This window comes from Streptomyces sp. NPDC050388 (assembly GCF_040655635.1).
Classification (GTDB): Bacteria; Actinomycetota; Actinomycetes; order Streptomycetales; family Streptomycetaceae; genus Streptomyces.
This window is the reverse complement of record NZ_JBFAKH010000030.1, coordinates 74,265-93,520: the sequence shown is the minus strand read 5'-3', so window position 1 is coordinate 93,520 and position 19,256 is coordinate 74,265. Positions and strand designations below refer to the sequence as shown.

The 19,256-nt window shown below is 71.7% G+C and carries 20 protein-coding genes; 2 read left to right on the top strand and 18 right to left on the bottom strand.

Annotated elements, in window-relative coordinates:
• The 17 genes from AB0I73_RS19385 to AB0I73_RS19305 all read right to left on the bottom strand — a co-directional run.
• On the bottom strand, positions 1-1,747 hold a 1,747-nt coding region (locus AB0I73_RS19385; protein WP_363038883.1), incomplete at its 3' end, for an ABC transporter ATP-binding protein.
• A 215-nt stretch (positions 1,748-1,962) separates the two neighbouring features.
• Positions 1,963-3,096, bottom strand: coding sequence for a hypothetical protein (locus AB0I73_RS19380; RefSeq protein ID WP_363038881.1), 1,134 nt, complete (start codon positions 3,094-3,096; stop codon positions 1,963-1,965).
• A gap of 4 nt (positions 3,097-3,100) precedes the next feature.
• Positions 3,101-5,152: a methyltransferase, FxLD system gene (gene fxlM / locus AB0I73_RS19375; protein WP_363038879.1), complete on the bottom strand. Its 2,052-nt coding sequence runs from the start codon at positions 5,150-5,152 to the stop codon at positions 3,101-3,103.
• Between the two features lie 35 nt (positions 5,153-5,187).
• Positions 5,188-6,258, bottom strand: coding sequence for a lanthionine synthetase LanC family protein (locus AB0I73_RS19370; protein ID WP_363038877.1), 1,071 nt, complete (start codon positions 6,256-6,258; stop codon positions 5,188-5,190).
• Positions 6,255-8,294 carry a lantibiotic dehydratase family protein gene (locus tag AB0I73_RS19365; RefSeq protein ID WP_363038875.1) on the bottom strand — a complete coding sequence of 680 codons (2,040 nt, stop codon included), beginning with the start codon at positions 8,292-8,294 and terminating at the stop codon, positions 6,255-6,257. Before AB0I73_RS19365 ends, AB0I73_RS19370 begins: the two co-directional genes overlap by 4 nt.
• Positions 8,295-8,382: 88 nt before the next feature.
• Positions 8,383-8,571 carry an FxLD family lanthipeptide gene (locus tag AB0I73_RS19360; RefSeq protein ID WP_363038873.1) on the bottom strand — a complete coding sequence of 63 codons (189 nt, stop codon included), beginning with the start codon at positions 8,569-8,571 and terminating at the stop codon, positions 8,383-8,385.
• A 124-nt stretch (positions 8,572-8,695) separates the two neighbouring features.
• Positions 8,696-9,283, bottom strand: a complete 588-nt coding sequence (locus AB0I73_RS19355; RefSeq protein ID WP_363038871.1) for a DUF6624 domain-containing protein — start codon at positions 9,281-9,283, stop codon at positions 8,696-8,698.
• Positions 9,280-9,912, bottom strand: a complete 633-nt coding sequence (locus tag AB0I73_RS19350) for a hypothetical protein (RefSeq protein WP_363038869.1) — start codon at positions 9,910-9,912, stop codon at positions 9,280-9,282. The genes AB0I73_RS19355 and AB0I73_RS19350 overlap by 4 nt, the downstream gene beginning before the upstream one ends.
• Positions 9,909-10,388, bottom strand: coding sequence for a LuxR C-terminal-related transcriptional regulator (locus AB0I73_RS19345; RefSeq protein WP_363038868.1), 480 nt, complete (start codon positions 10,386-10,388; stop codon positions 9,909-9,911). The genes AB0I73_RS19350 and AB0I73_RS19345 overlap by 4 nt, the downstream gene beginning before the upstream one ends.
• Before the next feature lie 24 nt (positions 10,389-10,412).
• On the bottom strand, positions 10,413-11,645 hold the full coding sequence (locus AB0I73_RS19340; protein WP_363038866.1) for a cytochrome P450: 1,233 nt from the start codon (positions 11,643-11,645) through the stop codon (positions 10,413-10,415).
• A gap of 13 nt (positions 11,646-11,658) precedes the next feature.
• Positions 11,659-12,837, bottom strand: a complete 1,179-nt coding sequence (locus AB0I73_RS19335) for a cytochrome P450 (protein ID WP_363038864.1) — start codon at positions 12,835-12,837, stop codon at positions 11,659-11,661.
• Positions 12,834-13,436: an ATP/GTP-binding protein gene (locus AB0I73_RS19330; RefSeq protein ID WP_363038862.1), complete on the bottom strand. Its 603-nt coding sequence runs from the start codon at positions 13,434-13,436 to the stop codon at positions 12,834-12,836. Before AB0I73_RS19330 ends, AB0I73_RS19335 begins: the two co-directional genes overlap by 4 nt.
• Positions 13,414-13,770, bottom strand: a complete 357-nt coding sequence (locus AB0I73_RS19325) for a DUF742 domain-containing protein (RefSeq protein WP_363038860.1) — start codon at positions 13,768-13,770, stop codon at positions 13,414-13,416. The genes AB0I73_RS19330 and AB0I73_RS19325 overlap by 23 nt, the downstream gene beginning before the upstream one ends.
• Positions 13,767-14,177, bottom strand: coding sequence for a roadblock/LC7 domain-containing protein (locus AB0I73_RS19320; protein ID WP_355891419.1), 411 nt, complete (start codon positions 14,175-14,177; stop codon positions 13,767-13,769). The genes AB0I73_RS19325 and AB0I73_RS19320 overlap by 4 nt, the downstream gene beginning before the upstream one ends.
• Complete coding sequence (locus AB0I73_RS19315; protein WP_363038858.1) at positions 14,174-15,637, bottom strand: ATP-binding protein; 1,464 nt, start codon at positions 15,635-15,637, stop codon at positions 14,174-14,176. The genes AB0I73_RS19320 and AB0I73_RS19315 overlap by 4 nt, the downstream gene beginning before the upstream one ends.
• On the bottom strand, positions 15,637-15,810 hold the full coding sequence (locus AB0I73_RS19310; protein ID WP_363038893.1) for a hypothetical protein: 174 nt from the start codon (positions 15,808-15,810) through the stop codon (positions 15,637-15,639). The genes AB0I73_RS19315 and AB0I73_RS19310 overlap by 1 nt, the downstream gene beginning before the upstream one ends.
• A gap of 221 nt (positions 15,811-16,031) precedes the next feature.
• Positions 16,032-16,481, bottom strand: coding sequence for a DUF6415 family natural product biosynthesis protein (locus tag AB0I73_RS19305; RefSeq protein WP_363038856.1), 450 nt, complete (start codon positions 16,479-16,481; stop codon positions 16,032-16,034).
• 234 nt (positions 16,482-16,715) lie between these two features.
• Between AB0I73_RS19305 and AB0I73_RS19300 the strand changes: the two genes are divergently transcribed.
• Complete coding sequence (locus AB0I73_RS19300) at positions 16,716-18,104, top strand: Tat pathway signal protein (protein WP_363038854.1); 1,389 nt, start codon at positions 16,716-16,718, stop codon at positions 18,102-18,104.
• Between the two features lie 75 nt (positions 18,105-18,179).
• Entirely contained in the window at positions 18,180-18,683 is a 504-nt protein-coding gene (locus AB0I73_RS19295; RefSeq protein WP_363038852.1) for an SAM-dependent methyltransferase, read from the top strand.
• Between the two features lie 35 nt (positions 18,684-18,718).
• On the opposite strand, the gene AB0I73_RS19290 is transcribed toward AB0I73_RS19295, so the two are convergent.
• Complete coding sequence (locus AB0I73_RS19290; protein WP_363038850.1) at positions 18,719-19,135, bottom strand: ATP-binding protein; 417 nt, start codon at positions 19,133-19,135, stop codon at positions 18,719-18,721.
• Positions 19,136-19,256 lie beyond the last annotated feature (121 nt).

Sequence of the window (19,256 nt, the reverse complement as noted above, 5' to 3'; positions counted from 1 at the left end):
GACGCCAGTTGTTGGGGTATCGACTGGGATATGGCCATACAAGATCAACGATCACGGGGCCCGCGAAGCAACGCGTTGTTTCCAGACGGCTTCGGGTGAGCACCAGCCGCTGCCACTGCCCGCCGGAGAGCTGCTGACCGCCGAACCACTCGCTGGTCAGGAGGGTGTTCAGGCCGGAGCGGAGGTTGGGCAGCATCTCCGCGGCGCCGGACGCCTCACACGCGGCGAGCAGCGCGGCATCACTGGTGTTGCCTTGCCCGAAGGTGATGTTGTCGCGCATCGTCAGCGGCAGGTAGGTGAACTTCTGCGGGACCAAGGCGACTTGCTCCCATGACCCCCAGGGATCCAGATCCGCCGTGGAGGTGTGGTCCCAGGCCACTTCGCCTTCGGTGGGCAGCAGCAGTCCGCACAGCAGGCGGGAGAGGGTGGATTTGCCGGAGCCGTTCTCCCCGACCAGCGCCACGATCTCGCCGCGCCGCACGTGGAGGGAGACGCCGCTGAGGCTGTCCTTGGGGGCGCCGTCGTAGCGGTAGGTGACGTCGCGGACCTCGAAGCGCTCCGGGACCGCGGGGAGGGCCGCGGTGCCGCGGGAGTCGGTCATGGCCTGGCCGTGGGCGTTGTCGAGGAAGTTCTGCCAGTCCTGCACGTACCAGCCGGTGCGCACCAGGCGGGCCCCGCCGTTGATGATGCCCCGCACCGAGCCGGTGGCCGTCTGGAGAGCGAAGACGGCGCCGCCTCCGGCTGCCAGGCTCATGCGGCCGGAGGCCAGGAGCCACAGCAGCGCCGCCCACACGGCGGTCGACGCGATCCCGCCGGCGACGGCACCGGCCAGTCCCATCCAGGCGCCGGTGTTCGCGGCCTTGCGCTCGGCCGCGTTGACCGAGGCGGCCAGCTTTCGGTACCGGCCGATCAGGAAGGGGCCGGCCAGGCAGGCACGCATCTCCTCGCTGGACTCCATGTAGGCCATGTGCCAGCGCAGCTTGCCCAGCATCCGGCGCCGCCCGGAGGTCTCCAGGGCGGCGAGATAGAGCACCCGCGCCGACCGGACGTAGGCGGCGGCCTGCGGCAGGCACGCGAGGAAGAGGAGGGGGAGAAGCAGGGGGTCCAGGACGGTCAGAACGGCCGCGCCGGCCGTGAGCGTCGCGGTCGCCGCGAGCACGTCCTGCGCCTCCTCCACCAGGTCGGGAGTGACCTGGGCACCGCGGTCCGCGATGTCATAGGCGTCGTTGTAGCCGGGCTTGTTGTTGGCGGCCAGCTCCGCGCCGAGCGCGGCCTCGATCATCGTCAGCTCCGCCGCCCGGCCGAGAACCGGGCGCAGACGCCCGGTCAGCCAGACGACCGTGATGCCCAGCAGCGCGCGCAGACCGGTGGCGGCGGCGATGACGGCCAGCTGCGGAGCGGCGTCCCACAGCCGCTCGGTGACGGCCCCCGAGGAGATCAGCGCGGTGATCGTGCCCGTGACGGCCAGGAGGCCGAGGGCTGCGAGGACGCCCGTCCCGATCTGGCACACCAGCAGTCCGATGGTCGCGCTGCGGTCCACCCGCCAGGCCATCTGCACCGAGCGCAGCACGAGCGCGGGCAGGCGCCGCGCCATGGTGCGGGAGGTCAGCAGTGATCCGGCCTGGAGCCGGGACTCGTCGCGGTAGAGGTATTCCTCCTCTCGAACACCGGTCTCCTCCGGTTCGTCGTCCTGCGAGGTGCCGTTCGGTGGTTGCGGCGGCTGATCCTGCGTGATGGCCGAGGTCATCGTTCCCCCTAGGACGGTCGCTGCGGCGTGGTCGAGAGGACCAACGACCCAGCAGCGATATCGAACACACGTCATTCGGTCGTGCTGGGAAGCCCGTAATTGCCTGCGTGAGCGAGCACTGAGGGCCCGGATCCTCGGTCCGGCTTGGAGCGGCTCCGGGCAGGAGATGGCCGAAACGCCGACATTGCCGTGCGGCGAGCAGACGCTGCGGCAGGTCATTTCCGCCAGCACCCCCCTTGGCTGCGCGAGGGGTCGGTCCGCAGCAGCCTCGCGAGCTCAGTCTCTGCGTGGGCAACCGCGCCCGTCAGAGACCCGCGGTGGTGAGCAGGCAGGTCGCCGACTCCCAGGCCCGCCGCCGCGATCACCGCGCTGAGAGCCTCTGCCCGGCCGGCGCCCAGAGCGGATGCTGCGACGGGGTCATGCAGGACTTCTCGCGCCGCGTAGGCGTCGAGCCGGGCCACGTCGACGACGGCGTCGATCAACGAGCCCGTGTACGGCCCGGGGGGATCCAGTTCCAGGGCAGCAAGGCCCGTCCTGGTCTGGAAGGCGGCGGTCGACGGGGTGGGGTGGGCAAGGAGCAGGGCGGCTTCGCCCAGGGTGCGGTCGAGGTCGGGCTCGGGGACGGGCGTGTCTGAGGGGCGGCAGTGGGCGCGCAGGAGGAGGCCGACGGCGGTCTCCCAGGGCTCCGTGGGCCGGGTGGCGTCGATCATGTCGCGTGCCTGCTGGTCGAGCCCCTGCTCCATCAGGGACATGATCTTGATCTGGCGGCCGTCCAGGAGCCGGTTGCCGATGCCTCGGTGCTGGGCCATGGCCGCGGCTGCCTCGGTCCACCGGCCGACGCGGGCGAGGGCGCGGGCGCCGTCCACGAGCAGGGTGACCCACAGCTCCTGGCACACCTGGCGGTGGTCGTCATCCGTGCCGGTCAGGGCGGACAGGTCGACGGTGCGGCCGTCGATCTCGGTCTTCTCCTGTTGGCGGGCCGCGTGGTTGAGGCGGACCAGCAGGTCGTAGGCGGTCTCGCCCTGGCCGTCGCGGGTCAGCAGCCGGGAGAGGTTGACCAGCGGCATGAGCGACATGACGGCGACCGGCCCGTTCAGGCGTCCGGCGTCGGCGAAGACATGGTGCTGGCGCCAGCACAGGTCGCGGGCCAGGTCGGGCAGGCCGACGTCGGAGGCGATCAGCGCGGCGTAGTTGAGGACCCCGCAGGTGCGGGCCACCAGGTCGTGGTGGCTCGCACCTGCGGGCGCGACGGTCAGCCCGGTGAGGTGGGTGATGCGCTCCTGAAGCGGGAGCGCGGGCGCCTTGGTGCGGCGGACCAGTGGGATGCGGCCGGCTATCGCGGGGATCATCGGCTCAGCCCTTGCGCGCCCAGTCGACGACGAGTCGGCTGTAGGGCTTGTTGACGACGAAGCGCGGATCGTCAGCCGTGAGCCGGCCGCGGGAGTCGGCGACGGCCATCCGGAAGCCCGGCTCGGGGGCGTCGTTGCCGCCGCTGGTGTCCCAGGCGCGGACCTCGCTCACGACACGCTCGGCGAGGTCGGCACCGCCCTCACCGTGGCCGATCACGCCGACCTCCCAGTACCGGCCCTTCTCGTCCTCGCCCTCGCGGATGGTCAGGTACGCGAGCGACCCGCCGTCCAGCGCGGCCATGGAGCCCCAGCCGAAGTGCGGTGTGAAGCCCGGGCGTTGGCCCGGAAGCCGGGAGAGGCCGTTGGGGAGCACGCAGGCCAGGTACAGGTACAGCCACTCCCACGCGGAGCCCTGCCGGAACTTCACCCCCGTGTACAGCTTGGTCTGCTGCTGGTCGAGGACGAAGCTCAGGGCGTCGCGGTCCACGTCCTGCTCGCTGAACGTCTCCAGGCGCACATTGCCCTCGCCGGCCATCGGCACGAGGGTGTACACGTCGTCGCAGACGCCCTTACGCAGCGGGATGAAGGTGGCCATCTCGCAGGAAACGGTTGTCCAGGTCTGTCCGTCGCGCTCGAAGGCGAAGGAGCGGGAGATGCTGCCGCGGATGCGCATCGGCAGGACCAGGCGTCCGCCGGGGGCAAGCTGGTCGAGGATCTTCACCGGCACGTCACCGGCGCCGACGGTGAAGATGATCCGGTCGTACGGGGCGTGCTCGGGCAGGCCGGCCGCGCCGTCGGCCATGACGGCGGTGGCGTTGCCGACGCCCGCTTCGGCGAGGTGTTTGCCCGCGCCGGCGACGAGGTCCTGGTCCACGTCGAGGGTCCACACCTGCCCACCGGGCGAGACGATCTTGCCGAGTAGGGCGGCGTTGTAGCCGGTGGCGGCTCCGGCTTCCAGGACCTTGTGGCCGGGCTGGGCGCCGAGCTGTTCGAGCTGGGTGGCGACGATGGACGGCGCGGAGATGCAGGAGATCATCTCGCCGTGTTCGTCGTGCTTGATCGGGACCGCGTCCTCCTGGTACGCAGCCTCCAGATCGACGCCGGGCAGGAAGGCGTGGCGGTCGGTGGTGCGGAAGGCGTCGATGGTCGTCTGACTGCGCAGGTGGCCGCTGTCCACGAGGCGTTGGGCGAGGGATTCGCGCAGGTCGGCGGGGCCGGATACGGGTGTCACGGTGGTCTCCATTCGAGGGAGGCTAGGGTCCGCTAAGGCGGACTTGTGGGTAGACACGTCAGCGCCTTCTCCGGCGGAGAAGGCGACGTGACGGCCGAGCCACGCGGTGGCGGCCTGCGCTTGGACAGGCACGCCCGCGCGGTTGAACGCGAAGATCGCGTGATGGGCGAGCACGGCCCGCAGGCCACGTATCAGACGCCCATCGGCCGCGAGGCGGCGCAGATGTCGGCCGGCGTCCTCGAACGCGGCGACGCGCTCGGCCCAGCCAGCCTCGGCGTTCGGACGGCGGGCCGCGTCCGCGTTCATCAGGCGCCGCATCGCCGCAACGGACCGCTCCAGCGCGTGGCCGTCGGGCGGGGTGACCGGGGGACGCAGGGCGGCGAGGCGGGCCCAGACGTCCCCGGCTTCGAACGGGTCCAGTCCGGCTTCGCGGATCATGGCGGACAGCAGCATCACACTGCGCTCGCGCGTGCCGGGGCTGCCGGTCTCGGTCAGCGCGGCGCGGCTGTCGGCGCAGAACACGTCGTGCGCGACGTCCATGCCCTCGGGCCCGCCGAAGGCTTCGGTCTCCGCTTCGTAGATCCCGCCGACCCAACCGGCGATGATCTTCTCGGCGACGAGCCGGTCCAGCAGGGCGGCGGCGGGGCGTTCGGTGCGCAGTCGCACACCGGTGTCCTTGCGCAGGAAGTGGAAGCGTCTGTCGCCCAGCGCGTTCGCCAGAGTGCGGGCGGATTCGGCGTCCGATCCGTGGTCGGGGAAGGACACGGAGGCGTGCCACCAGGTCGTGTTTCGGGTCATCGGCAGATGCTCGTCGTCGAAGGTCATGCGGGATAGCTCCTTGCGGTGTCGGGGCCGGTGGGTCAGGTGAGCAGGAGGGCGCGGGTCCAGCCGGTGGTGTCGATGCCGTTGAGGGCGAGCTGGGCACCGGCCCGGCCCTCCATGAAGCCAAGCTTGGGTAGTCGCTCCCAGTCCGCGGTCAGGCGCCGGTGCAGGTCCTGGATCACCGGGGCGAAGCGTTCGGGGGTGGGGCTGTCGGCGGCGACGGCCCGGGTCAGGGCCAGCAGGCCGGCCCAGCCGTGGCACAGGGTCGAGTCGGTGATCCGGGCGAGCTGGAGCGGGTTGGTCAGGATCCGCTCGACGGTGTCCTCGGCCGTCTGGCGCCGAGCACGGTCGCCGAGGGCGAGCGCGGCGAGTTGCTGTGCGCGGGCGATGCCGGGCTGTCCGTAGCACCAGGACTGCCGGGCCGGTTGTCGCTCGGGCGGCCGGGCGGTGTCCAGGTCCGGCAGGGTGGTCCAGTAGAGGGCGCCGTGCCGGTCGAGCCAGCTGGCGAAGGTGCCGACCGCCTCCGCCTGTCCGGGGACGCGGACGCCGGCCCGCAGGGCGAGGGAGAGCACTGCCAAAGGTCCCGCGATGCCGTGGGCCATGCCGTTGTTGCCGTGCCCGCCGGGCATCTCCTCCCCGCCGGGCCCGAGGGGCGACCACCACCCCGGCATGTCCCGGCCCTGGTGCCGGGCCGGGTGGGAGAGCGCGACGAGGTGGGCGAGCACGTCCGTCAGCCGGGCCGCGTGCGTGCCGCGGGTCAGCAGCAGCGCGGCAAGTCCTGTGAGTCCTCGGATGAGGTCCCATTCCGCGAGGCGGGGCCGCGCGCCGGACGCCTGCCGTCGGCGGGCTGCTGCCAGGCGGGCATCCACCACGCGGTCGACGGCTGCGGCGACGTCGCCGCCGGCTTCTTGGGCCCGGGTCAGGACGAACTCCAGGGCGGGGGCGCCGTGGAACAGGCTGGCGTTGCTTCCGGTGCTCACGCCTTGTGCGACGGCCTGGGCGAGATGGCGGCGGGCAGTGGGGAGGTCACCGCGCTCGATGTCGAGCAGCGCCATCCCCAGGGCTCCCTCGGACAGGTCCTGCGTGCGGGGAGCGGTCGTGGTGGTCATGGGCGGACCGCCAGGGGAAGGACGAGGCTGTGGGCCCGGCCGTCGATCCACCCGTCCGCGCCTGGTGGGGGTGCGTCGTGCAGGGTCGCGATGCCGAAGGGGCTGGCGTCCAGGTGGGCACGCAGCAGGTCCAGGTCGACGTCCCGGGTGAGGTCGAGGGGGAGCTGCTGGTCGTCCTCGGCGAGCAGCACTCGCTCCGGCGCCCGCAACCGAGCTCGTAGGGCGTGGAGTTGACTCGCCCACTCCTGAAGTGTCGCGGTGCGGGCGGGCAGTGCGCGGCTGCGGATCTTCCAGCGGGCGGCGGTGAGGATGGTGCGCCGGTAGGTGAGCGCCGGGGTGAAGGGCAGGGTCCAGGCGGCGCCCCAGTCGAACCAGGTGACCTGTGGTGCGGTGGCCCGGCTGATCTCGCCGAGGAATCGGGCCATCGGCGGTGTGTAGTTGTTCCACAGGAAGTTGATCGCGGTCGGCGCGAGCAGTTCCAGGTGCGTGCCCGTGGTGATCTCCACCAGCTGAGGGCGGCCAGCCGTGACGGTGACCGCAAGGTCACGGGGAAAGAGGACGTGTCCGCCGGGGTGGCGGAACTCCCCGACGCTGACGATGCGGTGCAGCGCCCGCGGCGCGCGGGTGAGCAGGTCGGCCGGTACCCGGCCGGCGTGGAAGGACAGCTGTACCAGCTCCGCCCCGGCGTCGACGGTGGGCAGGTGCGCGTACGTCGCTGCGGTGCCGGGGAAGAGGTGCCAGAACCGTCCGGTCATCGACCCGGCCGACCGGGAGACGGTCAGCACCCGCAGCCGGAAGTCGCCACGGTTCAGGGCCTGGGCGGAGGTCGCGTGGACCTGGCCGGCCAGTTCGAGGTGGGGGGCCGGGTGGCGGGGCCTCTCTCCCACCGTTGCTTCCAGTTCCTCGATCACCGCGCCGGTCAGGGCCACCGTGAGGGTGCCCTCGGCAGCGGCGGTGCCGGCCAGCTCCAGCAGCAGGCGGTCGCGCCGGGTCATCGGGCGGGGCGGTTCGCTCGCGGTGACGAAGCCATCGGGAAAGCCGACGCCCCGCTCCGGGTCTGTGGCCATCTCCACCGGCACGGCGACGTCTTCACCGAACCGCTCGGTGAACTGCTCGATCCACCGGCGCCACGTCGGTGTTCCGTTCGGATGGGTGGCGAGGCGGGCCAGCACGCTCGCCGCCGTCCCCGCCTCGGTCAGGACCTCCTGCGGCAGCCGCACTTCGGCGTCCAGGCGCAGGTCGCATGCCGCCCGCAGGCCACGCACCTGTGTGCGAGCGGCGGGCGGTAAGGCGTCCGTGGGGTCGACAACGGTGGCGGGAGCACGCAGCGACGAGCGCAGCAACCGCACCCGCAGCAGTTCGCCCAACAACCTGTCGCGCGCTGCACCGCTCACGGCGGGAAACTCGGCGGCGAGCTTGTCGGCCAAGTGGGAGTAGCGGATCGGTGATCGGGCGAGGTCGAGTACGAGCCTCAGCGCCGGGCTCAGCGTGAGACGGAACTCGGCGTCCCCCTCGGACGGCACGAAGATGTATCCGTCACGTTGGCGCACGAGGGTGTTGACGCACACCTCCGCGCTGGCCATCCGCGTGCTGTCGCTCTCCCAGGCGCTGATCGTCTCGTCGAGAGCCACTGGGTCCGGGCGGGTGACGGCCTGGTGGTGCTCCCCGAAGCGGACCGAGGCCGTATCCCCGAAGTCGAGGGGCACGACGCCGGCGAACAGGCCGTAGGGGGTGGAGCGGTGTGCGTACCGGATCGCGTAGCGGGCCGTGGCCAGAGCAGCCCGGCGAAGCCGGCGCGGCTTCGGCGTCCGGCCGTCGATGATGGCCTGCACCTGTCCGGCGAGGCCGGGGCTGGCGTCGGCCACCGTCTGCCGGAAGGCGTTGTCGGACCATACGCTGCTCAGCCACGCACGCCACTGTTCGACCGGCGCCGTGCGATCCGGCCAGGGCGGCATGGCGGGCTCGGTGAGGTGCACCGCGGCGCGCAGCATCGCCTGCCCCGCGCCCTGGTACAAGCTGGGCCGTACGCGTGTCATCACCGCTCTCCCTTCTTCCTTCGTGACGGGTCGGGGTGCGGGCCGGACTGGGCCTCCCGTCCGGCCCGCACTGCCGGGTTGGCCCGGCTTACGAGGTGGTGCAGGCGCTGGGGCAGGAGCTGCCGCAGGTGTCGCCGGTGCTGCACATCAGGACCGTCTCGGTCGCCGGCGTGCCCTCGATGAAGGTGATGTCGAGGCCGAACGGGTCGGTCGACTCGGTACTGGCGAGGTCCGGCTGCGCGGGGGCGGGCGGCCTCTCTGTCTGGACGGCGGTCATGTATGCCTCCTGGTGGCGATAGGTGGTGCGGGTTCCGGGGCTCGGACGAGCCCCGGCGTCTGGTTCCAGACGGTCGGACGGACCGTCTGGGGGTCGGTGGGGAGCGAGGCGTTCGGCGGGCGGCTCATGCCGCACCTGCCAGGGCTGCGAGCAGGACGGTGTCGCTGTCCGGGGAGCGTGGTCCAGGTGTGGCGAGCCGCTCGCGCAGGGCACTCAGCGCCGTAACGGCGGAGGGGAGGCCGGCGACTTCCCGGCGCGCGGTGAGCGAAGCCGGGTCCCGGATGGGGCAGGCGCGCAATCCGTCGCGGGCGAGGCGGTACTGGGTGCCGAACTCCTGCGGCTGCCCGCTGTTGATCAAGGACCGGTCGTGGAGGTGGGCCCAGTGCTTCAGCGGCGCGTCGCTCTGTTGAGCGGCGCGGTGCAGCAGGCGTGCGGCAGTGCGCTGGAAGTCGGGCTGGTCATCGGCGTGGAGGGCGATCTGCCAGGTGGCGTGGGCGGCGTCGGCTCCGACGAGGCGATGGCCGGGCCAGTTCTCCTCGGCCAGGATGCGGCTCAACCGCTTGGCGTTGGCGTGGTCGGCGTGACGGCCTCGGCCCAGATGGACGGCATCCAGCTCGTTGCGGGCCTGCCGCGACCAGCGTGCCGCTGACTTGTCGGCGAGGGCGATCAGTTCGCGGGCGAGGTCCGGCCGCAACGGCTGGGCGGCCGTCATGAGCTGCTCCGGCTACCGGTGGTGGGCTGGGGCTCCCTGACCGAGCAGCCGATGAGGGCAGTGAGTCCGGGGCGAAGATCCGCGGCGAGTTCGAGCCGGGCAACCCGCTCGCCGTCCTGTCCGGCTCCCGAGCCGCGCGGGGCCCAGCCCATGTCCCGCAGACGGTGCAGGAAGCCGGCGATCGGGTCGGCGCTGAGGTCGTGGAGTGCGAGAGCCTCGGCCCGCACGTGCGGCAGGCCGAGGCGGGCGGCGTAGTCGGACGCCCAGAGGGTCACCAGGCGGATCGCGTCGTCGGAGCGCCCGGGGAGGGTGTGGACGTGGCCGAGGAAGAGGCAGGGCCCGGAGCCGTCGGCGCCCCAGCCGAGGTCCGGCTCGCGCTGCAGGATCATGCAGGCGATCAGGACGTCGTCCTCGAAAAGGCCGGCCAACTCCCTCTGCGTGTGGCGGAAGAGGGCCGGGACGTCCGCTCGGGCGGGTACGGGAAGTCCGCGAAGGGTGAGCCAGCGCTGGCGTTCCTCGGCGAGCGCGGCGGCCTCCGTCCGTTCGGCCGCGGTGCCCAGCGAGCGCATCTGGTACGCCGAAGGGATCGAGTGCGGGGGCCAGGCCACGGGTGTGTTCGCGGGGTTCACCGGCGTGCTCCGCTCGGCACCGTTTCGGCCTGGCCGGGGCTCAGTAGTTGCCACGCGTGGGCGCGGGTGACCAGCTGGGTGGTGTCCGCGGCACCTGCGTCCGCGAGCAGCTGGTCGAGCGAGGCGTGAAGGTCCGCGGGGGCGAGCTTCGCCGCCCGTGCGATGTCGAGCGGTCGGCTGTACTCGGTGACGGCTCGCAGAAGGACCAGCTGCGCGGCACTGAGCGCGGGTGCGGGCATGTCCGATGCGGGGGCGGCAGCTTCCCCTGATGCGATCAGGCGGTGGGCGACGACCGCCAGGGTGCAGCGTTCGGGGCAGCGCAGCTTCCCCCGCACGACGCGCAGGTAGGAGTGCGTCGTGTTCGGGGAGAGCTGCGTGGCGGCGGCGATCTCGCGTGCCGACAAGCCGAGCACGATGTGCTGGGCAACGCGCCGTTCGGCCGGCGTGAGCGGCGTCGTCGGGAGGGGTGCGGTCATGGTGGTCTTCCTCGTCGGTTTCGGTCAGCGGCTCGGTGTGGGGCGCAGGCGCACGGGGACAGTGGTGTGTCCGTTGCTGATCAAGCTCGGCAGCGTCTCCAGCCCGGCCCGTTCCGTGGCGAGTTGGGCGTCGGGGAAGCGCTCGAAGAGCAGGCGCAGCGCGGTGGCGACTTCGAGGCGGGCCAGCGGGGCGCCGAGGCAGAAGTGGACGCCGTGTCCGAAGGCGAGGTGTTCCTTGCTGGTGCGGGTGGCGTCGAAGCGGTCGGCGTCCTTGTGCCAGTCGGGGTGGCGGTTGGCGGCGGCGTAGGAGGCGAGGATTGCCTCCCCGGCCCGGATCGTCTGGCCGCCGGGGAGGGGGATGTCGGTGCGGGCGTAGCGCAGGGGGAGGTGTTTGACCGCGGGCTGGTGGCGCAGGGTCTCCTCGACGATGTCCTGCCAGGTGCAGCGGCCGGCGCGGACGTGGGCGAGCTGCTGGGGGTCGGTCAGGAGGGTGGTGGTGGCCTGGTCGATGACGTTGACGGTGGTCTCGTACCCGGCGCTGATCATCAGCAGGAGCGTGTCGCGCAGCTCGGCGTGGCTGAGGGCGGAACCGTCGCCCTCGTTGTCGCGGGTGGCGATCAGCAGTGAGGTCATGTCCTCGCCGGGCTTACTGCGCTTGGTCTCGATCAGGGCGTCCAGCAGGCCGTAGAGGGCGGCGGTGTTGGCGGCCTGTTCCTCGGCGGTGAGGTGGGTGGCGAACACGTTGTCGACCACGGTGCGGAACTCGGTGCGCCGGTCGGCGGGGACGCCCATGAGCTTGCCGATGACGGCGATCGGCAGCGGGTAGGCGAGGTGCTCGCGCAGGTCGACCGTCTCGCCGGCCGGGAAGGTGTCGAGGTCGTCGAGGATGCCGGTCACGAGGGCCTCGATGTCCGGCTGGAGGGCGGTGGTGCGGCGGGCCGAGAGGGCGGGGGCGACCATGCGGCGCAGGCGGCTGTGGTCCTTGCCGTAGGCGGTGAACATGTTTTCCACCGCGACCCACAGGGCCAGCGGCCAGGTGGGCACGGTCTGGGCGAAGGCCGGCCAGTGGGCGCGGCCGTCCTTGGAGACGTCCTTGCTGGTCAACAGCCGCTTGAGGAGGGCAGGGTCGGAGACGGACCAGGCGTGCACGCCGAGGATGTCCACCAGGGTCGCCGGGCCACGCTCGCGCAGAACCTGGTGTTCGGCGTCCGGGTCAGGGGCGGTGGGGTCGAGGACGAGTATCTGCTGTTCGGGCACGGTGGGCTCGCTTTCAGCTGGTGGGAAAGGTGACGGGCAGGGCGGCCAGGGAGCGGTGGAAGGGGCCGGGGCGCCAGATGAGGTCGTCGCGGTCGCCGTCGAGGTCCATCTCGGGCAGCGCGTCGAGGATGTGGAGGATGGCTGCTTCGGCGATGAGGTAGGCGTGCGAGCTGGCCGGGCAGCTGTGCGGGCCGGCGCCCCAGGCGAGGTGGGCCCGGTTGCCCAGCGGCCGGTGTGATCCCAGGGCGGGATCGTTGTTGCAGGCCGCGTAGCTGATGACCACCGGCTGGTCGGCCGGCAGCAGGAAGCCGCCGATGTCGGCCGGGCGGGGCGGGTAGGTCATCGCGAAGTTCGCGAGCGGGGGGTCGCGGTAGAGGACGCTGTCCAGGGCTTCGCGGACCGAGGCGTCGCCGGCGTGCAGGTCCCCGGAGAACTCGGGGTTGGTGAGCATCTCCAGGAGGGTGTTCGTGATCAGGTTGGTCAGCGGTTCGATGCCGGCCCCGTAGAGGGTGATGAGCTGCTGGCCCATCTCGGTGTCGTCGAGTTGGGCGACGTGGGTGAGGAGTCTGCTGGTCACGTCGTCGCCGGGGTGCCGGCGGCGCAGGGCGACGAGGTCCGCGACGGCCTGGAGGAGGATCTGGCTGCCGATGGAGGCGTTGACCCCGTCGAAGATCTTCGCCATCCCGTCGGCGATCCGGTGGCCGACCTCTTCGGGGCAACCGAGCAGGTGGCTGAGCGTCTGGAACGCCAGGGGCCAGGAGTACTGCGACAGCAGATCGGCCCTGCCCGCGGCTCTGAAGGCGTTGATGGTCTGCTCGGCGACCAGTTCGACATGGTCGCGCAGCGCGTGCTGGTCGACGGCCCCGAGGGCGGCGGTGTTCGCGGCCCGGTAGCGGGCGTGCTCGGCACCGGCCGAGCGCAGGGCATTGGGGCGCCACTCCATCATCGGCCGGATGGGGCAGGTGTCGGGGACGGACGTCTGCCACCGGCGCGGGTCGGCGGGGAAGCGCTGCGGGTCGCCGAGGATGCGGCGGGCCTCCTCGTACCCGACGACCAGCGTGGCGGGCACGCCGGGGGCCAGGTCCACGGGAACCAGGGGGCCGCACTGCTCGCGCATGCGCCGGTAGGCGGCGTGCGGGTTCTGGGCGAAGTCCGTTTCGTACAGGGGGATTCGGGTCGCGGCGGTGCTCACGGTCGGGGCTCCAGACGGTGCGCGAGACGGGCGAGGTATTCGGTGAGCTGGATCAGGGCCTGCATGCAGGACGCTCGCTCGCGGGCGTCGCACACGGTCAGCGGGGTGTGGTCTTCCAGAGCGAGGGCCTCGTGGACCTCTTCGGGCGGGTGGCAGGGGGCGCCGTCGAACTGGTTGACCGCGACCGCGTACGGGACGCCGTTCTCTTCCAGGAGGCCGAGGATTTCGTGGGAGGCGTCCAGGTCGCGCGGGTCGACGAGGACCAGGGCGCCGAGGGCACCGACGATCAACTCCTGCCACAGGAAGCTGAACCGGGCCTGACCCGGGGTGCCGAACAGGTAGAGCACGAGGTCGTCGCCGAGGTGCTTGCGCCCGAAGTCCACGCCGACGGTGGTGGTGGACTTGGCCGGCGTGCGGGCCAGGTCGTCGACCAGGGCGCTCGCCCGGGTGATGGTCTCCTCCATGTGCACCGGGGGCACCTCGGAGACGCTGCCGACGAAGGTGGTCTTGCCCACGCCGAAGGCTCCGGCGACCACGATCTTCGCGGTCTCCGTCACCGTTGGTGCGACGAACCGGTCAGGCGTGAGCGCGAAGGCCATGGAGAACCCTTTCGAGAAGTGAGGCCGGGGGCCGGTCGTCGTCCTGGCGCTGGGCGAGGGTCATCAGTCCGTGCTCGATGAGGTCGGCCACGAGAATGCGGGTGGTCGAGGGCGGGAGGGCCAATGCGGAGGCGACCTCGGCGACGGCCAGCCCGCCGCCCTGCGCGGGTGCGAACAGGGCGAGCAGGCGGCGTGCGTCGGTGTTCAGGCCGGGGCGGGTGCCGGTCGCGGCGAAGACCACGCTCTCCAGGCGCACGTCCGTGCTGGGGCGGGTCCGTCCGCCCGTGCGGACGTAGGGCCTGACCAGATCCGGGTCCTGCCGCGGCCTGCTCATGCCAGCGGGGCCTGCGCGCCGCCGGCGACGCGCGTCTCGACTCCCAGCTGGTCGCCCACGCTCGCGGCCAGGCGCAGCGCGGCCTCGCTGATCACCCCGATGTCCGCGTGCGGGCTGTCGGTCCGCACGGCGAGCATCGTGTTCTCGCCGGCCGGGATGAGCAGGGAGATGTGGTCGACCGACTCCATGACGAACTGGCGCACGCCCCCGCCGCTCGTCTCCCGGTCGTAGGCCCGCGACGCTCCCCACAGGGTGGAGGCGATGGCCGAGATTTTCTCGGCGCGCTCGCGCGGCAGCCGGTCGGTGTGGGCCGGGCTCATGCCGTCCGCGGCGACCAGCACGGCGTACTCCACGCCGGCGGTGTCTTCCAGGCTTTCCAGGAGCCAGCCGATCTTCTTGTCGGTCATGCGTCGTGTCCTTGGTCGTTGTCGGCGGTGGTGTGGGGGGCGTTCTGTTCGACGCGTGCGCGCTGGGTGCCGCGCGCCCAAGCGGCGATCACGCTCGCCCGTCCCGGCTCGGCGTTGGCCGGGCGGGGCGCAGGCGGGGCGGCGGGCGCGGCGCGGCGGCTGCGCACCGTCAGTCCGCTGGCCGTCGTGCGGGCAGCCGGGGGCTCGTGGGCGGGCTCCCCGGCCGTCGGGGGGACGGGGGCAAGGGCGGGCTGCGAAGGTGCAGGAACCGGGGCGAGCGCAGAAAGCCGGCCGTCCGGGACGGGGGCGAGCGCGGTCGGAGCAGCGTCGGGTGTGCCCTGCGGGGATGCCGGAGGAGCCTGCGGCACCGTGGTGAGAAGCTCCTGGGGGAGGGTGAGCAGCGCGCGGGTGCCCAGCAGGGAGTTGGGCGCCTGGACATCGACCCGGAATCCGTAGGCGCTCGCGAGGGCGGCGGCGACCCGGAACCCGGTCTGCGGGCGGGCGCCGAGCTGCGTGATGTCGTCCGTGCGCTGCCCGGTGAGGATGTCCCGGGCGGCGTCGAGTTGCTCCGGCGTCATCTGCAGGCCGCTGTCGTCCACGAACACGGTGACCCCGTGGTGGCCCTGTTCGAAGGACACGTGCACTCTCGAGTGCGGTGGCGAAAAGCGCAGCGCGTTGTCCAGCAGGAGCGCGAGGGTGTGCACCACGGGCCCGACCACGCGGGTCCTCACCGCGAGGTTGAGTTCCTGGGGCTGCACGCGCTGGTAGTCGTCGACGGAGCCCATCGCGGCCCGCACCACGTCGGTCAGCGTCGTGGTGGGCCAGTGCCGGGTCAGCTTGCCGCCGGCCAGGATGGTCCAGCCCTGGGCGACCAGCAGCATTTGCTGGACGGTGTGGTCGATACCGGTCAGCGTCTCGAACGCGGCGTCGTCCTCGTGCGCGCGCACGCCCTCGCTGACCTTGCGACTGGTCTTGGCGGCCATGCCCACCAGCGCCGACGACACGCTGCGCACTGCGGCCTCGGTCGATCGCACCGCAGTGGCCCGTACCTGAGCGATCTCCTCCTGCGCGGCGGTGTGCGCATGCCGCAACTCCTCCGCGCTCCGCGTCTTCGCCTGTTCGATCTCCTGGTGCGCCGCGTACCGGGTGTCGCGCACCACGGCCTGGACGACGCCGACGGTGCCCTTGACCACGGTGGTCAGCTGCTCGCCGACCGCGGTGCCGGCCAATTCCGGCGCAGCGGCCGGCACGGAGATCCGGCCGCCCGTCTGGTGGATCTGGGGCAGCGTCTCGTGGACCAGCTTGTGCAGGGCACGCTCGGTGGCCTGTTGTTCGCGGGCCAGGAGGTGAGCCTGCTGCCGCGCCTTCTGCCAGCGGCGGTGGGCAACCCAGGTTGCTGCCCCGGCGACGATGGCCGCGGCGGCGAACAGGGTGACCATGGTCGTGGCGGTTGCGTTCATCAGACACCCGCCACCAGGAGTACGTCCGGCTCGGTCGCGGGCGCCCCCGCGTCGAGCTGCTGCAGCAGGAGCGCGGACCCGATCACCCCGATGTGGCTGTACGCCTGCGGGAAGTCGCCCAGTTGCCGCCCGGTCGTGGGGTCGTACTGCTCGATGCGCGGTAGGCGTTTCATCGTGTAGATCTCCGTTAGGCCCCGCGAACGGGGTGGGTTTCAGGGCCGTTTGGGGCGGCCGGTGAACTGTCGGTGAGGCGGGGCACCGTCGCGGCGGCGACTCGAGCTGCGCCGGCGAGGTCTCCTCGCCGACTTGCGGGGACTGATGGTGGGGTCGCCGCGGAGAACCAGCCAGGCTGTGGGACCGAGGATCAGGACGATCAGAACCGCTCCGGTGACGGTCATGTCCGGGGCACGGAGGCAGCCAGGACGAGGCAGGCGAGTGCGAGGGCGAAGACCGCGCCGCGCAGGACGTTGATTCCAGGCGTCCAACGACGCTGTACCCGCTGCTGCTTCGCACGGTGGCTGCCGCAGGTCCCCACTGCCGCGGCGAGCTCCTGGGTCGCCTTGGCCAGTTGGACCAGGTACACCCGGCTGGGCATATAGCTGTCGGGGACCCCCGCCGAGCCGAGCTGTTGGGCGCGGCGCAGCGCCGGTTCCTCATTCGGCACCATGATGCCGAGTTGATTGATGTGACCCCGCAGACGCCTCGCGAGGTCTTCCACGTCGGCAGCGGTCTGCGGCAGCGGCGATTCCTCGTCCAGCACGAGCGCCACCGTCTCCGCCGTGGCCGCCGCTTGATCGCGCCGCCGGACCGGCTTGTCAGTGGCGCGAGCCTTCCTGCCGGGCATGGCGCATCGACCGTCCGCCTGCCGTGGAGCCAGCGAAAGGCGCATGACACAACTCCTGTTCGAATCAAGCCAAGTTGATCGGGATTCGCCGTGCGGCGGCGTCGGTCGTCGTGCAAAGTGAGTGATCTGGTCGCTACGTTGAGCGAACCGTGAATCGCCGCCGAGGGGTATGCCTGCGCGACCCCCGGGGCCGTCAAAGGCGTCAAAGATCATTTCGGAACCGAGGGGCAGCCCATGGCCCGTGTGCGAAACGAAGCCTTCGCCGCACTTCTGCGCGAAGCTGGCTGGTCCCAGCCACAAGCAGCCGCAGCGGTCGCCCGGGTAGCCGCGGAGAGCGGGATGCGTGAGCTGGAGGCCATCTCCCGCTCGCACATCGCCATGTGGGTGCAGGGCACACAACCGAGCGGCCAGGCACCTCATATCCTGCGCGAGACGCTGTCCCGCAGACTCGGCCGCCACCTCACCCTGGCCGACCTCGGGCTGGAAGGTGAAGCCACAGGCCAAACCGACAGCGGTTCCGACTGGAGCGTCGACCCTCTGACCGTGCTGGCCGAGCTGGGAAGCGACGACCTCGATATGCACCGACGCAAACTGCTGGCGACTGCCGCGTACTCGGCCGCCGGCTTTGCCTTGCCCACCGCCTCGTGGTGGGCAGCCGCCCCCGCCGCAGCAGCGAAGCGGCCAGCAGTCTCTCCACGGCCGGCGACCCAGGCTGACATCGACGATGTCCGCGACCTGACGACTTTCTACTCCGCGCGAGACCAGCAGCGCGGCGGAGCCGCCGGCCGCTCGGCCCTGGCCGGCCACCTTCGCGACGAAGCGGTGCCCCTGCTCGGCAGCAGGTTCCGCACGGAACAGCTCCGCCGCGACACGTACTCGGCCGTGGCGGAGATGACCTACCTCGCCGGCTGGATGGCCTTCGATGCCTCCGAACACCGCACCGCCCAGCGCTACCTCACCCTTGCCGCCCGCATCGCGGCCGAAGCCGGCGACGGACCGCTCGGCGGCCACATCCTGCGCGCCCTCGCCCACCAAGCCGTGGACCTCGGGCACCCGCGCAGGGCGCTCGCCCTGGCTGACGCCTCCATGTCCCGCGACCGCTACGGCCAGGCGAGCCCCCGGGAGAAAGCCCTGCTCGCGATCGTCCACGCACGAGCCCTGGCGGCCGACGGCGACCGCCCCGGCACCCTCGCGGCCATCAGCCGCGCCGAGCGGGACCTCGCCCGAGCCGACAACAACGAGGCGCCGGGCCGCGTGGGCTTCTTCCAGGAAGCCTCCCTCGCCCACGAGACCGCCTGCGCCCTGCGTGACCTGGGCCGACCGCTCGACGCGGAGATCCACTTCAAGCGCAGCGTCGCAACCCGACGCCGGCAGCAGTACGCCCGCACCCACAGCGTGACCCTCGGCTACCTCGGCGCCGTCCAGGTCCAGCAAGGACGCCTCGACGAGGCGTGCGCCACCTGGAGTGAAGCCCTCGAGGCGATGTCCGGCGTCCAGTCTGGCCGCGCCCGCGACGTCATCGTCCGCATGCAGAGCGATCTCTCGCCCGTCCGGCACCGCGGTGGCCGGCACGTTGTGGAGCTGGACCGCCGCGCACGCGAAATGCTCCGCACCATAGGCTGAACACCGATCCGGACGGCGGCGCCCCCACTCTCGGGATGCCGCCCAACGCGCCCTGCCGAGCGAGAGGAACGAACGGTGGTCTCCACGTACGAGGTCAGGCCGATCGCCACGGTCGTGGGGGGACACACCCGCGTCCTGGACGACTATCAGGGAGGAGTCCGGTCGATCATCCGTCTCCACGACGCGTACCCGCTCGAAACCCTGCAAGGGATCGAGGATTTCTCGCACCTGACGGTGACGTGGTGCTTCCACCTGGCGCGCCCGGAGGATGTGCAGCTTCATGCCCGCAGCCCTCGAGGGAACACGCGTTGGCCGGCCACAGGGACCTTCGTGCACCGCAACCACCGGCGGCCGAACCAGCTCGCGATCAGCTACCCACGGCTGCTCGACGTGGACGGTCGGGACCTCCTGGTCACCGACCTCGATGCCGTCGATGGGACGCCCGTGATCGACCTGGCACCGTACTTCGAACAGATGGGGCCCCAGGGTCCGATCCGTCAGCCGGCTTGGCCAGGCGAGATGCTCGACCCGAGCTACTGGGCGGACGCAAGCGAACGACCTGCGGAGCGCAGCGTGTAGTGGGAATGACCGAGCTGTTCTGTACGCCCTGCGCACTACGACTCCGTGGGCTCGGCGGTCTGCGGGACATGGTGTTCGGGATCGGCGATGAAGAACCACACGTCTTTCCCCCCGCCGGACATCGCCACCGAGAACTCGTCGACCAATGCCCGCACGAGAGCGAGGCCCCGGCCTCCGAGGTCGAGTGGTGCCGCTGTCTTCCGAACGATCGGCCGAGGGTCTTGATCGCGGACGACCGCGGTGACACCGCCCGGGACGTGCTGTACGAGCAGGCTCGCTGAGCGCCACCCGTTTTCATCCGGGCTGGTGTGCACCAGCACGTTCGTCAGCAGCTCGTTCACGGCGAGAAGGACGATCTCGGCGACTTCACCGCTGACCCCCCACCAGGCGAGGTGGTGACGCACCACACCGCGCACGAGACCCAGGTGCCTCTTCTCGAGCCGGAAGGTCATGTCGAGTTGGCCCCGGCTGCTTCTGGACGCGGCTCGGGTCGATGGGCCCGTGCCGGGGCTTTGAAGAAGTGTGCTCATCGCTGCTCCGTCCGTTGCACCGGAAGCCCTACATCGGGGGGCG